This is a genomic window from Pantoea sp. SM3640, from assembly GCF_015654165.1.
Taxonomy (GTDB): Bacteria; Pseudomonadota; Gammaproteobacteria; order Enterobacterales; family Enterobacteriaceae; genus Pantoea; species Pantoea vagans.
Genome location: NZ_CP064872.1, coordinates 3673197 through 3687822 on the forward strand (window position 1 = coordinate 3673197; position 14626 = coordinate 3687822).

The following is a 14626-nucleotide window of genomic DNA, read 5'->3' on the forward strand; positions in this document are numbered from 1 at the left end:
GCGACTCAGGCTGCTGAGGAAAAAGGTAGAGTCGCACTGTATGAATGTCCAGATAAATTTACCGGCATTCAGCGCCTTACAGGGCCGCTACCGTCAGCTTTCCAGCCTGCCACTCATCAATCAGGAAGAATGGCATCGGCAATAGCCACTCGCCGTTTTTGACCTGCGCCAGATAATGCCAGGTTGTCTCGCCGGAGGTGATCGCAACGCGCTGTCTGCTGCCCTCAGGGGCGCTGGATTTACCGGTCATACTGGCAAAACCGGCATTGCTGCCAACGTGGAAATGCGGCGTCTGCCAGCGCACGGGCGCATGATCAGGCCACGGCCGGGCCTGATGAAAACTGAACAGCTCATCATGGCTCAGGAGGCTTTCACGCACTGTCGGCCATAACGCCACTTTAAGAAAATATTGATCGGTGAAGCGCTGACTGCCCTGATACCGGGCAATGAAATCACGCATCGCCTGTTCCACGTTGTGAAAGACGCCGTGACAGCCGCCCCACATTCCCGCCAGCAGCAGTTCGGTATGAGAGAAGTAGTCGCGCATGTGGTGGAACCAGTAAGGCGACGCCAGCCAGGCGTTAACCGCGGCCGCTTCGCGCTCCGAAAGCAGCGAGTCGGCATCGCGCACGATAAAGCGCTTCACCGTCGGATCGTCGAGCACCAGAAAACGCCACAGGGTCGGAAACAGCGTTTTCTCGTGAGACATATCGACCAGCTGGACGTGTGGCTGGTTCAGGCGCTGCCAGACATGCTGCGGCACGCTGTCATCAAGATAGATGCGGCAAACCCAGCCAGGATAGAACTCAGGCGCTACCTCAACGTTTTTAATCAGCGTTTCGCAATAGCGGGGCTGATCGCCATACAGGCAGAAAGCGATGACATTCTGGTGCGGTTGACTGAGATCGACAGGCTCAGGTTGCGGAGCAGGAAACGCGGCACGCTGTCCCTGACTGAAACGCGCATCAGAGCGCATCAGCGACGCCAGACCAAAACGTGCCACCTCTTTCTTTTTATCCAGCCAGCCGCACACTTCGGTTAAGCCATCCAGCCAGGTTTCAGAGGCCGTGGCCTGCACCGCGGGCGGTGACTGATAAATTTTCTGGTAGATTTTGTACGATTTATTGTACTGACCCAGACGCAGCAGGCAGAGCGCGTAGTCGCTCAGCACCTGCATCTGATTGGGCATTGAGCGCAAGACTTCTTCGCAGCACCGGGCAGCCAGCGCGTGGTCACCCTCCTGCATGGCAGCGCGAAAACGTTCGGCACTGCGTTCCAGCCGGGCATTGATTGCCGCAGGATTAGCGCCAGGGACAGGACGTCGGACAGGAATCGTATTGCGCATAAAAACTCTCAGGTTTCACTGATGTTACGCGCCGTTAACTACCGGCAACAGGTTTTGAGTCTGGACAAAAAACCTGCTGCCAGACGCGGGCGTTATAATAAACGACGCGCCGCTTCGACCACAATCTTCACTGCGTCACTTTCAGTCTGCTTCATGGTAACCGCATCCGGAATCTCTTTCTGAGTGCGGTTCACAATCACGCCAGCTACCATGCCGGCTCGCAGACCCTGGCTGGCGCACATGGTTAACAGCGTTGCAGATTCCATCTCATAGTTAAGCACGCCCATCTCCTGCCATTCTTTCATCGATCCTTTGAAGCGACTGACGACGCGGCCTGAAACGGTGTCGTAGCGCTCCTGGCCCGGATAGAAGGTGTCAGAAGAGGCGGTGATGCCAATGTGGGTTTTCGTGCCACAGGCTTCAGCGGCGGCAACCAGCGCGGTGGTGCAGGCGAAGTCAGCGACAGCCGGGAATTCCATCGGGGCAAAATGCAGGCTTGCTCCGTCCAGGCGAACGGACGCGGTGGTCACCAGCACATCGCCGACGTTGATGTGTGGCTGAATAGCACCTGTGGTACCGACACGCAGGAAGGTACGCACGCCAAGCTGCGCCAGCTCTTCGACCGCAATCGATGTAGAAGGACCGCCGATGCCCGTTGAGCAGACCACGACCGGCTTACCATCAAGTTTTGCCAGCCAGGAGGTAAATTCACGGTGTGAGGCGAGATGCGTGGCATCTTCCATCAGTCCGGCAATTTTCTTCACACGCTCCGGGTCGCCCGGCACAATCGCCAGGGTCGCGCCCTGCAGATCGGCTTTTGTCAGGCCAAGATGGAAAACGTCAGACTGTGTCATTTTCAGACTCCTGTTAAGGGAAGGTAGCGCGTCACTCTACGCCAGCACGCCCGATAAATATGTGACAACATTCACTTAAGAAAATGAAAGTTACATTTCACGGAAGATTAAATGTGATTTTAATCACACAATTACGTCTTATTCTTCCGGATAGCCCTTAGCGAGGCTGTGTCAGGGTCGGCGCAGTGTTAAAGAGGTGGATGATTTTATTCGCTGCTGATTCTGTTACCCGACACCTGGACGCAGACGCTTTACGGCCAGGCTATAGTTACGTGATTGCGCAAATGCTTGCACGGAGAGAATAATGAAACCCAGTGACACTATGGCACAAAAACCGGCGACGGGCGGCTTTGCCCCTGCCGTGCAGCCCACCGCCTCTACCACCATTATTACCGAAAGCCCGGCAATTCACTCAGGTGAAACCTCAGTGCCCAGCCAGGGCGAAAACATGCCAGCGTTTTTTGCAAAACCGCACTCAGCGGAAGGCCCATTGCCTGTGGTGCTGGTAGTGCAGGAGATCTTTGGCGTCCATGAACACATCCGGGACATCTGCCGTCGTCTGGCACTGGAAGGCTATCTGGCGATTGCACCTGAGCTCTATTTCCGCGAAGGCGACCCGACTGAGTATAACGATATCCCGACCCTGTTCAGCGAACTGGTCAGCAAAGTGCCGGATACGCAGGTGCTGGCCGATCTCGATCATGCCGCTAACTGGGCAGCACGTAACGGCGGTGATATCCGTCGCATGGGCATCACCGGTTTTTGCTGGGGTGGCCGCATTACCTGGCTCTACGCCGCGCATAACCCACAGCTACGCGCCGCGGTTGCCTGGTATGGACGATTAATCGGTGAGCGCACGCTGAAGCAACAGAAGCATCCAATTGATGTTGCGGTCGATTTGAGTGCGCCGGTGTTAGGTTTGTATGGTGGTCAGGATGACGGTATTCCATTGGAGAGCGTCGAGCAGATGCGTCAGGCGCTGCATGCCGCTAATGCGACCGCCGAGATCATCGTCTATCCCGAGGCGGGACATGCGTTTAATGCTGACTACCGCCCGAGCTACCATGCTGAATCAGCCAATGATGGCTGGCAGCGGATGCTGGCCTGGTTCAGGCAGTATGGCGTTGCAGCAAAATAAATGAACAAGAGGCGCTTCTGCGCCCCTGTTTTTGCCACCCGGTCCCTTTCCTACGCCGTCTCACCACGCAGTTTCTTTGCCGCCGTCACCATATTCGCCAGCGCCTGACGCGTCTCCGTCCAGCCACGCGTTTTCAGACCGCAGTCCGGGTTCACCCACAACCGCGCTTCCGGAATCCGTTTCGCCGCCTTCAGCAACAGTGCCTCTATCCACGCCACGCTGGGAACATTAGGCGAGTGAATGTCATAGACGCCGGGGCCGATTTCATTCGGGTAGTCGAAGTGTTCGAACGACTCCAGTAAGTCCATGTCAGACCGTGAGGTTTCAATCGTGATCACATCCGCATCCAGCGCCGCGATGGCGTCCATGATGTCGTTAAACTCGCAGTAACACATATGCGTATGAATCTGGGTTTCATCCTGCGCCACCGCCGCATTCAGCCGGAACGCCTCCACCGCCCAGTTCAGATAGTCCGCCCACTCAGACTGATGCAGTGGCAGACCTTCACGCAGTGCAGGCTCATCGATCTGAATAATACCAATGCCTGCTTTCTCCAGATCTTCCACCTCATCACGCAGCGCCAGCGCGATCTGCTTCGCGATGGTTTCCCGTGACACATCTTCACGCGGAAATGACCAGCACAGAATCGTCACCGGGCCAGTCAGCATTCCTTTTACCGGCTTGTCGGTCAGCGACTGCGCATACTTCGCCCACTCAACGGTAATCGCCTCTGGACGACTGACATCGCCGATGATCACAGGCGGTTTCACACAGCGGGAACCGTAGCTCTGCACCCAGCCATTCTGGGTAAAGACAAATCCCTCCAGATGCTCGCCGAAGTACTCAACCATGTCGTTACGTTCCGCTTCACCGTGCACCAGCACATCCAGTCCCAGTAGCTCCTGTTCGGTAATCGCCTGTCTGATGTGCTCCGCGATGCCGGTGCGGTAATGGTTGCTGTCGAGACGGCCCTGTTTAAAGTCGAGGCGCAGGCCGCGAATTTCAGTGGTCTGCGGAAATGAGCCGATGGTGGTAGTGGGCCACGCGGGCAGATTGAAACGCTGACGCTGCAGCGCTGCCCGCACCGGATAGGCGTTCTGGCGCTCACTGTGCTGCGGCGTAATGGCCTGCAGCCGCTGTCCCACGGCCGCATTATGCACGCGGCGGGAGTGAGCACGGGCACGCACCGGTGTGCTCCAGGCGTCCAGCAGCGTCGCATCATTGTTATTCAGTGCCTGACTCAGCAGTGAAAGCTCAGCACATTTCTGCAGCGCAAAGGCGAACCAGCTTTTGACCTCATCATCCAGACGGGTCTCGACGCAGAGATCGATTGGGCTGTGCAGCAGCGAGCAGGAAGATCCGATCCACAGTTGTTGACGCTCTTTGATCAGCGGTTGCAGGCGACTGAACCAGCGGCTCAGATCGGCGCGCCAGACGTTACGACCGTTAATCACGCCCAGCGACAGCAGCCAGGTGGCGGGCAGTTGCTGATTCAGATGCTCAATATCATCGCGGCCATGGACCAGATCGACATGCAGGCCCTGTACCGGCAGCTTACGAATGACATCAAGGTTCTGGCCGATGCTGTCAAAATAGGTTGTCAGCAGCAGCTTACTGTGCCCCTGCAGGGCGTCATACGCCGGTTTAAACGCATCGCGCCACGTCTGTGGCAGCTCCAGCGCCAGGGCGGGTTCCTCGATCTGAACCCATTCGATGCCGCGCTTCGCCAGTTCTGCCAGCACCTGCTGGTAGACCGGCAGAATCCTTTCCAGCAGCGACAGACGTTCAAACGGCTCACCTTTAACTTTACCCAGCCACAGATACGTCACCGGTCCCAGCAGCACCGGTTTGATGTTGTGGCCCAGCGCCAGCGCCTCATCCACTTCATCCAGTAGCTGAGTCCAGGTCAGTTTAAAGGTCTGGTCCTGAGTAAATTCCGGCACCATGTAGTGATAGTTGGTGTTAAACCATTTCGTCATTTCTGCCGCCGCCGCAGGCTCGCCAGTCGGCGCACGACCGCGCCCCAGACGAAACAGCGTGTCGAGATCAACGGTCCCTTCTTTGTTCTGATGACGCGCGGGCACGTTACCCAACAGCAGGCTGGTGGTCAGCACATGATCATACCAGGCGAAATCGCCGACCGGCAGCAGATCGACCCCCGCCTCTTTCTGTTGTTGCCAGTGTCGGGCGCGCAGCTCTCGGCCCGTTGCCAGTAAAGCCTGCTGCGTGCTGTCGCCCGCCCAGTAACTCTCCAGGGCTTTTTTCAGTTCACGGCGCAGGCCAATTCGGGGAAAGCCGAGGGTATGGTTCAGGATAGTCATATGCTGTTCTCCAGATAATCTTTCACTTTGGCTTAAATGGGCAGCCCAAAGATGTTTAGCCGTCCAGATGTTTACACTGCTATACTCTGCGGGTACTGTATGTTGCTCAAGCGCAATATGTTCATTTTCGATGTGAAGGACTCTCATGATCGAACTCAAGCACCTGCGGACGCTTCAGGCTCTGCGCAATACCGGATCGCTGGCGGCGGCGGCGGCCCAGCTTCATCAGACGCAGTCGGCGTTGTCTCACCAGTTCAGCGATCTGGAGCAGCGGCTGGGATTCCGCCTGTTCGTGCGTAAAAGTCAGCCACTGCGTTTTACGCCGCAGGGCGATATTCTGCTGCAGCTGGCGGAACAGGTGCTGCCGCAGATTCAGCAGGCGTTGCAGGCCTGCCATGAGCCGCATCAGACCACGCTGCGGGTAGCGATTGAGTGTCACAGCTGCATTCAGTGGCTGACGCCCGCGCTGGATAAATTCCGGCAGAGCTGGCCGCAGGTGGTGATGGATTTTAAATCGGGTGTGACCTTTGATCCCCAGCCCGCTCTGCAACAGGGTGAGCTGGATGTGGTGCTGACCTCCGACATTCTGGCGCGCTCGGGCCTGTTCTACTCGCCGATGTTTGATTATGAAGTGCGGCTGGTGCTGGCGACGGATCATCCGCTGGCGCAGGTTGAGCAGATTTCGCCAGAAGATTTAGCCGATGAAGTGCTGATGATCTATCCGGTGCAGCGTCAGCGTCTGGATATCTGGCGTCACTTCCTGCAGCCCGCTGGCGTCAGTCCGGCCCTGAAAAGTGTGGATAACACCCTGCTGATGATTCAGATGGTGTCGGCACGGATGGGGATTGCCGCACTGCCGCACTGGGTGGTGGAGAGTTTTGAGAAGCAGGGTCTGGTCGTCACGCGCACGCTGGGTGAGGGTCTGTGGAGCCGTCTTTATGCCGCCGTGCGTGAAGGTGAGCAGCGTCAGCCGGTGCTGGAAGCGTTTATCCGTTTTGCCCGTCAGCATGCCTGTGAGCATCTGCCGTTTGTGCGTGATGCCGCGCTGCCCGGCACGGTGTTGCAACGGTAATCCGGCCAGCACAAACCTGCGCGAACGCGGGCAAAATCCCCTATAATGCGCAGCCTGTCGACTGACCATGAGAAGATCTCACCATGACTAACAACGATATTCTGCGCAGCGTGCGCTACATGCTCAACCTGAGCGATGCCAAAATGGTGGAGATTTTTGCGCTGGCAGAATGTGACGTGCCGCAGACAGATATTCAGGCGTGGCTGAAAAAAGATGACGATGCGGCGTTCCGTCCCTGCCCCGATGTGCTGATGGGTTATTTCCTGAATGGCCTGATCTTTTACCGTCGCGGCAAGAGTGAAGATGCGCCTGCACCGTCGATTGAACGCAAGATGACGAACAACATCTTCATGAAAAAACTGCGTATCGCTTTCGATTTAAAAACCACCGATATCCCTGACGTGCTCAAACGCGTGAACTTTACCGTTTCGCAGGCGGAAGTCGGCGCGATTTTCCGCAAGCCCGATCATAAAAATTACCGCGAGTGCGGCGATCAGATTCTGCGTAACTTCCTGAAAGGGCTGGCGATGATTCAGCGCCCTAAGAGTGAGAAGCCAGCTTAATTTCTGATCGCTTCTGACCCCTGCGTGGTCAGAGGTGGCGCATCTGATCGCAAAGAAAGCCTGCATCCATGCAGTACGGCCTCGCCATCCCTGGCTCGGACGCTTTGCTCCTCAGCTGCGCTCCCGCTTCATCATTGCTTTGACAAGAGCAGCACCGGGCCAGCCATGCGGCGGACGCTTTACTTCTCAGCCCGCCATTCCCTCCTTCATGCTCGCGCTGAGCCACGCATTTAACAGCGATGAGGCTGTCGCACCTCATGGGCTGGCGCGTCAGAAGAGCGAAGCGTCCGGGCCAGGGATGGCCCGGCCGATCGACAGGGAGGTGAGATTCCTTCGCGATCGGACGCCCCAGCCCGGGAGGCGGCACCCATTCAACAGCCACTTTTCAAAGCCTGTTTATGGTCTGTGGCAGCGCACCCCTTTCACCTTATGACCGGTCACCGCGCCCCACCACCCAGCGCTTATGCACCCACAGCGAGGCGATGATCACCAGCGCGCCCGCAATAAAGCTCGGCCAGTGCGGTTTCTGCTGCCAGATAGCCAGATTCACCAGCAGCCCGGCAGGGACGTGCATGTTATTCATGATGCCCAGCGTACCGGCATCGACCTGCGTCGCACCGTAGTTCCACATAAAATAGCCGAGACCGGAAGCCGCAACGCCCAGCCAGACCAGAATGCCCCACTGCAATGAGGTGGTCGGTAACTTCTGTGGGTTGCCCCAGGCGCACCAGGCGATGACGGCAATCAACACCGCCCCCAGATAGAACCAGGAGAAGGCCGTGTGCTGCGGCATTGGGCGGGTCTCCTGCAGACGCTTATAGCCCACCATGCCTGCCGCAAAGCAGATGTTAGCCAGCTGTACTAACAGCAGACCAAACCAGAAATGATCGCTGACTTTGTCATAGCGAATAATGGCCGCACCCGCTACCGCCAGTAACGCACTGAAGATATAGCCGATGCGCAGCGGACGACGGCTGATCAGATCGTAAATCAGCGTCACATAGAGCGGCGTCATCACCGTAAACAGCAGGAATTCTGACACGCTAAGGTAGAGATAGGCTTCGAAGCTCAGCAGATACATCACGCCCAGTTGCAGCATTCCCACCAGCATATACAGCAGTAGCGTCGAAGGGCGATAACCCCGCCAGCGCAGGAAAGGCAAAAATACCAGCGCAGCCAGCGCCAGCCGCATCAGCACAGAGAACCAGCTATCCACCTGCCCGGCGAGGTATTCGCCAATCAGGCTGAACGAAAAGGCCCACAGAATGGTGGTAATAATCAATAAAAACACGGCAACGACCCCGAAATTAACAGGCCGACAGTGTAAACAATGTGCCACCGTCAGGCTGTGAAATCTGGTTGACATCTGATTATAAACCAGGCGATTAAAAAGCAGACCGGATAGCCTGCTTACACTTCCTGACACATCAATCGACAGAATAGGCTTTCAGCCAGATAAAATGCGCGAAATGATCCATCCGGTGATCACTTCCGCTCCTGACTGTAATAAAACTGTAACAAATGTGTCATTCATCACAGTAACGTTGCGCAACTAACACTATTCTTTGCGCGAAATGGAACATTCTGCATCCATTTTGTTCTGCACTTTCCTGCTCCAACCTGCCGGGAATGAAAAACCATAATGTGCCCTGGAGGGCCTCACTGATGCTGAGCATTTTTAAACCTGCACCACGTCAGCCGCAGGTGGCGGCGGATCACGTTGATCCGCTCTACCGTCGTCTGCGCTGGCAAATTTTCATCGGGATCTTCTTTGGTTATGCTGCCTACTACCTGGTCAGAAAAAACTTCGCACTCGCCATGCCCTATCTGGTCGAGCAGGGTTTTTCACGTGGCGATCTCGGGTTTGCCCTGTCCGGCATCTCCATTGCCTACGGCTTTTCAAAATTTATCATGGGCTCGGTCTCTGATCGATCAAACCCGCGCGTCTTCTTACCGGCTGGCCTGATTCTGGCCGCAGCAGTGATGCTGATCATGGGATTCGTCCCCTGGGCGACCTCCAGCATCATGGTGATGTTCGTACTGCTGTTTATCTGCGGCTGGTTCCAGGGCATGGGCTGGCCACCCTGTGGGCGCACCATGGTTCACTGGTGGTCGCAGAAGGAGCGCGGCAGGATCGTTTCGGTCTGGAACTGTGCGCATAACGTGGGCGGTGGTATTCCGCCACTGCTCTTCCTGCTCGGCATGGCGTGGTTCAACGACTGGAAAGCAGCACTCTATATGCCCGCGTTTGGTGCCATTGCCATTGCGATTATTGCCTTTGCGCTGATGCGTGACACGCCGCAATCCTGTGGCCTGCCGCCGATTGAAGAGTACAAAAACGACTACCCGCCCGACTACGATGCCAGCCACGAAGAGGAGCTGACGGCAAAACAGATCTTCATGAAGTATGTGCTGCCGAACAAGCTGCTGTGGTACATCGCGCTGGCCAACGTCTTTGTCTATCTGCTGCGCTACGGCATCCTCGACTGGTCACCCACCTATCTGCGCGAAGTCAAACACTTCACGCTGGATAAATCGTCGTGGGCCTACTTCCTGTATGAATACGCGGGAATTCCGGGAACGCTGCTGTGTGGCTGGATGTCGGACAAAGTGTTCCGGGGTAATCGCGGTGCGACTGGCGTATTCTTTATGACACTGGTGACCATTGCGACCGTGATTTACTGGCTCAACCCGGCGGGCAATCCTGGCGTCGACATGGCCTGCATGATCGTGATTGGCTTCCTGATCTACGGTCCGGTGATGCTGATTGGTCTGCATGCGCTGGAGCTGGCACCGAAAAAAGCAGCAGGGACGGCGGCGGGCTTTACCGGCCTGTTTGGCTACCTGGGTGGCTCGGTCGCGGCCAGTGCCATTGTCGGTTACACCGTCGATTACTTCGGCTGGGACGGCGGCTTTATGGTGATGATTGCGGGCTGTGTGCTGGCGGTTATTCTGCTGTTACTGACCATGGTCAGCGAACACAAACACAAAAAGACCCTCGCCTGACGGCAATAAAAAGGGCCGGTTATCCGGCCCTTTTAACGCAGGCTGCTTAAGCAAGATAGAGCGTGCGCAGTGTCTGCGGCACCGCATCATCGGCATTCGAACCAATCACATCCAGCTCCGGCAGCGTATCTTTTAAGCGCTGATGGGCGTTCTGCATGATATAGCCCTTGCCCGCCATGCTCAGCATCTCCACATCATTCATACCGTCGCCAAAGGCAATGCAGCTCTCCAGTGAGTGACCCAGCGTTTTCGCGACCGCTTCCAGCGCATGTCCTTTCGACACGCCGCCCGCCATGACTTCCAGGCAGGTTGGCAGCGAGAAACTGACGTTAACCCGATCGCCCCAGCGCGCTTCAATCGCCTGCTCCATTGGGATCAGATGCTCAGGGTTTTCGCAGGTAAAAAAGACCTTGCTGATGTTGCTGGTTGGCAGCAGGCCCGGCTCATAGACCTGATAGTTGAACACTGACTCGCGGAAATAGTCCTGCTCAGCCGGGCTTGAACGGCTGACAAACCACTCATCGTCGCGGTAAACGTGCGTCAGAATATCGCTGTGATGATACTGCAGGCCAAACAGGTCGCTGGCGATATCCTCATCCAGATTATGACTGAACACCAGCTCGCCCTCTGCGTTGTGCACGCGCGCGCCGTTCGAGGTGATCATATAGGCCGGAATCGCCAGGCTGTCGCGCATCTGTCCGACATCGATATGATGACGGCCGGTGGCGAAGACAAAGTGAATATTCTTAGCGACCAGCTGCTGCAGCGTTTCACGCGCAAAAGGGGTCAGACGATGTTCGGGGGAAAGCAGCGTGCCATCCAGATCGGATGCAACGATGTGATACATGAAAACCTCGGGTATCTGGTTCTGCCGGTTTAAACCGGTCGGATAAATAACGTCAGTGGTGCGATGAGAAGAAGTCGACCACTGCATTGAGTGCTTCGGCGCGCATCTCATCCTTTTCAAACAGGATCTCATGACGTGCACCGTCGATCACCCGTGGCTTATTGCCCTCACACGGATGACCCGCCGCCGCCATCGCGGCACAAAAAAGGTCCTGCGAGCGATTGTCGACCACCCGATCGTCGCTCGCCTGTAACAGCAGCAGCGGCGTGGTGATCTTATCGACCTGGCTGATGATGTTGCGCCCCGCATGGATGCCTTCCCGTACCCAATGGTAGGTCGGTCCGCCCACACGAATCGCCGGATCGTCCGCATAAAAACGCAGGTTACGCCGGTAACGCTCGGCGCTATGGGTCAGCCGGTTAATGCCAAACGGATGCGCGCGCCAGCGTCCGGTGCCGAGCGCATAGCCATCGCGCAAGGCTGGACGTTTCTCCGCCCAGTCCAGGATACGATGAGCCAGAAAAGAGGGCAACGGTAAGGCGATGCCAAACATCGGTGCCACCAGCGCGACTGCATGAAACGCCTGCGGCTGACGCGCCAGAAACAGCGTTAAGATTGCGCCACCCATTGAGTGAGCCAGCGCATAGCGCTGCTGGTAATGGCCGCTGACGATCTCTTTCAGATAGAGCGTTTCAAGATCGTCAACGTAATGGGTAAATTCCGCCACGTGACCGCGGTGTGAATCTTCCAGCAGGCGATCGGAACGCCCCTGACCGCGATGGTCCAGGATCACCACATCAAATCCGCAGTGAAACAGATCGTACGCCAGCTCAGGATATTTTATGTAACTCTCGATGCGTCCCGGCACAATCAGGATCACACGCTTGTGTTGCGGCGATGTGAAGCGAACATAACGCAGCGTCAGATTGCCGACGCCGGTAAACTCAAGCTCCTCACGACTGTGCCAGAAATCGAGCAGCGGCCCGGTGGCGAAGGCAGCAAAGGCTTTTTCCCGTCGCAGCCAGCTGGCTTTGTGTTGATTCATTCGCCCTCCTGATGACCGGATACAGAGTCCTGAACGCCCTGCGCAGGCCGTAGCGCCGCGCTTATTTCTGGCGTATTGTGTCACAAATCCGCGACTAAAGAGAGCCTGACCCATGACCATCGAATGGTGGCTGACCTACCTGCTTACTACCACAATTCTCAGCCTGTCACCCGGTTCCGGCGCAATCAATACCATGAGTACCGGTATCAGCCACGGCTATCGCGGCACGGTGGCCTCTATCTCTGGTCTGCAGGTCGGCCTGGCGTTGCACATCGTGCTGGTCGGTATCGGTCTGGGCGCGCTGTTTTCGCAGTCGCTGCTGGCGTTTGAAATTCTGAAATGGGCCGGTGCAGCCTATCTGGTCTGGCTGGGTATTCAGCAGTGGCGCTCAGCAGGCGGCATCGATCTGGATGCGGTCTCCAGAGCGATGCCGCGTCGTCGCCTGTTCAAACGTGCCGTGCTGGTTAATCTCACCAACCCGAAAAGTATCGTTTTTCTGGCGGCGCTGTTCCCGCAGTTTATCCAGCCGCATCAGCCGCTGTTTATGCAGTATCTGGTGCTGGGCGTGACCACCGTGGTGGTCGATATCATCGTGATGATTGGCTACGCCACGCTGGCAACGCGCATTGCTGGCTGGATTAAAGGGCCAAAACAGATGAAGTTGATGAACCGTATTTTCGGTGGGCTGTTTATGGCGGTGGGCGCACTGCTGGCCAGCGCCAGAAAAATCGCTTAAGACCTGACGCGCCGAATCCGGCGCGCAATTTCTTCCTTACCGCTGCTACGGTGCAGTCAGTGGCACCGCACGCAACACAATCATGCCAGGCTTCGACCGCATATATTCCCTGAACGGCGTATCGACAACCCTGCGATTAACGGCCAGTGATGAGGCGTTCCTGAACCACAACCGGCCATCATGTCGGACGGCAATTCCGGCATGCGTGACATCCAGCCCCTGCGCGGGGGTGTAAACCCCGATGTAATCGCCAGTCTGGATCTGCGCCAGCACCTTTGGTGTGATCGCCCGGGCCGGAATGTAGGTGATGCGGCGAGGAATGATACCCAGACCGGGCACCTGTTCTTTTCCACGAGCCTGATGATTGAGCTGCTTCACTACCGTCACCGCATCCGGGCTGAGGGTGCCGGTGACATCATCGGCATTGCGCGGGTTCTCAGCGAACCAGTCGGAAAAGAAGTGGCGGCGCTTCAGAAAGCTGACCTCACCGCCAGCGTAGCGGGTCCGAATCAGGCTAGCCTCAAAGCTGGCGCGGTCATGGCTGCGGCTCAGCGCCTGGACATAATCAAGCAGCGTGAAACAATCCACTCCGTTGAAATTGATCACCAGCGCTTCCGGCGTATTGATCGAACCAGTTAACGTATGCGCCTGATAAGGCGTACCGAGAAACGCGGCAGAGATTTGGCTAATCCTTTCGCCCTGCAACTGCTCTGACGCCGGGCGTGCCTGCGACAGGATAGCCGACACGCTATCTACTTCTGCCGTTTCAGAGACGCGATTATGGGCAGCATCAGGGGAAGCGCAGGCGCTGATACAGGCCGCGATAAACAATAGTAAAAGGGGTTTTACTCGCATCATCCTCTCCATGAAAAAGAGTCCGTCGATACGACCATACCGGAGGTGATGGTTTCATTAATTAACGAAGGGTGACTTTTTGTCAGCGATGACAGCAGAAAGACGTCAGCAGGCCTGGATTGTGATAGCCGTCACCCAGGTGAAGTTCAGAAAGAGGCAGCAGCAGGTGAAATGACTGCCGGATGCGCAGCACGCTCTCCGGCATTAGGGCTTAACGCGAAATAATCAGGTGGATACCAAAACCGGCGAACAGAACGCCAGCCATACCATCTACCCACTTCGCCAGCCGCTGATACTTCGCGCGGATCCACGGCAGCGCAAAGATAGCCGCCACCAGCGTAAACCACGCAAAGGTTTCACCAACAATCAGCAGGAACAGACCCCAGCGCTCTGCTGAACCGACATCGTCACCGACGAACAGCGAGAATACGCTGCCGAAGTAAATAATCGCTTTAGGATTCGACAGGTTGGTCAGCAGGCCCTTGAGAAAGCTCATGCCGCGTTTCGGCAGCTCTACCACCGGCTCATCCTGCTGCGGCTGCTTATGACGCTGACGCGCCGAGCGCATCAGCTGCCAGCCCATCCAGAGCAGATAGAGGCCACCGCCGACCATAATAATCTGATGCAGCCACGCCATTTTTTCCAGGATCAGATGCAGGCCCATCAGCGCCACGCCCGCCCAGACAACGATACCCAGCGTAATACCCAGTACCCCCATCATCGCCTCTTTACGCGAGCGGCTGGCGGCGGTTTGCGATACGAAAAAGAAATCAGGGCCGGGGCTCATCAGCGCCACCAGATGTACCAGCGCCACGGTTGCGAATAACATCAGCATGATTAGTGT

The 14626-nt window shown here is 56.6% G+C and carries 13 protein-coding genes; 5 read left to right on the forward strand and 8 right to left on the reverse strand.

Annotation, left to right across the window (positions count from 1 at the left end; translation table 11 throughout):
- Positions 1-76: 76 nt before the first annotated feature.
- Positions 77-1345: a tetratricopeptide repeat protein gene (locus tag IV493_RS17040; RefSeq protein ID WP_195857483.1), complete on the reverse strand. Its 1269-nt coding sequence runs from the start codon at positions 1343-1345 to the stop codon at positions 77-79.
- 92 nt (positions 1346-1437) lie between these two features.
- Positions 1438-2199 carry a uridine phosphorylase gene (gene udp / locus IV493_RS17045; protein ID WP_195857484.1) on the reverse strand — a complete coding sequence of 254 codons (762 nt, stop codon included), beginning with the start codon at positions 2197-2199 and terminating at the stop codon, positions 1438-1440.
- Between the two features lie 304 nt (positions 2200-2503).
- On the opposite strand from udp, the gene IV493_RS17050 reads away from it, so the two are divergent.
- Positions 2504-3337 carry a dienelactone hydrolase family protein gene (locus IV493_RS17050; protein ID WP_013359708.1) on the forward strand — a complete coding sequence of 278 codons (834 nt, stop codon included), beginning with the start codon at positions 2504-2506 and terminating at the stop codon, positions 3335-3337.
- 50 nt (positions 3338-3387) lie between these two features.
- Here IV493_RS17050 and metE read toward each other — a convergent pair whose 3' ends face one another.
- Positions 3388-5658 (reverse strand): 5-methyltetrahydropteroyltriglutamate--homocysteine S-methyltransferase, encoded by a 2271-nt coding sequence (gene metE / locus IV493_RS17055; RefSeq protein WP_195857485.1) that lies wholly within the window; start codon positions 5656-5658, stop codon positions 3388-3390.
- A 145-nt stretch (positions 5659-5803) separates the two neighbouring features.
- On the opposite strand from metE, the gene metR reads away from it, so the two are divergent.
- Both metR and IV493_RS17065 read left to right on the forward strand, forming a co-directional pair.
- Positions 5804-6730: an HTH-type transcriptional regulator MetR gene (metR, locus tag IV493_RS17060; RefSeq protein ID WP_013359706.1), complete on the forward strand. Its 927-nt coding sequence runs from the start codon at positions 5804-5806 to the stop codon at positions 6728-6730.
- Between the two features lie 83 nt (positions 6731-6813).
- Positions 6814-7293 (forward strand): DUF1456 family protein, encoded by a 480-nt coding sequence (locus tag IV493_RS17065; RefSeq protein WP_013359705.1) that lies wholly within the window; start codon positions 6814-6816, stop codon positions 7291-7293.
- A 427-nt stretch (positions 7294-7720) separates the two neighbouring features.
- Here IV493_RS17065 and IV493_RS17070 read toward each other — a convergent pair whose 3' ends face one another.
- Positions 7721-8584, reverse strand: coding sequence for a carboxylate/amino acid/amine transporter (locus IV493_RS17070; RefSeq protein WP_107320144.1), 864 nt, complete (start codon positions 8582-8584; stop codon positions 7721-7723).
- 374 nt (positions 8585-8958) lie between these two features.
- Between IV493_RS17070 and glpT the strand changes: the two genes are divergently transcribed.
- Complete coding sequence (gene glpT, locus IV493_RS17075; protein WP_033734825.1) at positions 8959-10299, forward strand: glycerol-3-phosphate transporter; 1341 nt, start codon at positions 8959-8961, stop codon at positions 10297-10299.
- Between the two features lie 46 nt (positions 10300-10345).
- On the opposite strand, the gene yigL is transcribed toward glpT, so the two are convergent.
- Both yigL and pldB read right to left on the reverse strand, forming a co-directional pair.
- Positions 10346-11146 (reverse strand): sugar/pyridoxal phosphate phosphatase YigL, encoded by an 801-nt coding sequence (gene yigL / locus IV493_RS17080; protein ID WP_013359702.1) that lies wholly within the window; start codon positions 11144-11146, stop codon positions 10346-10348.
- A 52-nt stretch (positions 11147-11198) separates the two neighbouring features.
- Positions 11199-12191: a lysophospholipase L2 gene (gene pldB, locus IV493_RS17085; protein ID WP_161733915.1), complete on the reverse strand. Its 993-nt coding sequence runs from the start codon at positions 12189-12191 to the stop codon at positions 11199-11201.
- A gap of 112 nt (positions 12192-12303) precedes the next feature.
- Between pldB and rhtB the strand changes: the two genes are divergently transcribed.
- Entirely contained in the window at positions 12304-12927 is a 624-nt protein-coding gene (gene rhtB, locus IV493_RS17090; RefSeq protein ID WP_195857486.1) for a homoserine/homoserine lactone efflux protein, read from the forward strand.
- Between the two features lie 45 nt (positions 12928-12972).
- On the opposite strand, the gene IV493_RS17095 is transcribed toward rhtB, so the two are convergent.
- Both IV493_RS17095 and rhtC read right to left on the reverse strand, forming a co-directional pair.
- The gene (locus IV493_RS17095; protein ID WP_195858198.1) at positions 12973-13782 is read right to left on the reverse strand and encodes a DUF1460 domain-containing protein; all 810 of its coding nucleotides are present in this window, start codon (positions 13780-13782) and stop codon (positions 12973-12975) included.
- Positions 13783-13993: 211 nt separating this feature from the next.
- Positions 13994-14617 (reverse strand): threonine export protein RhtC, encoded by a 624-nt coding sequence (gene rhtC, locus IV493_RS17100; protein WP_033734822.1) that lies wholly within the window; start codon positions 14615-14617, stop codon positions 13994-13996.
- Positions 14618-14626: the final 9 nt, after the last annotated feature.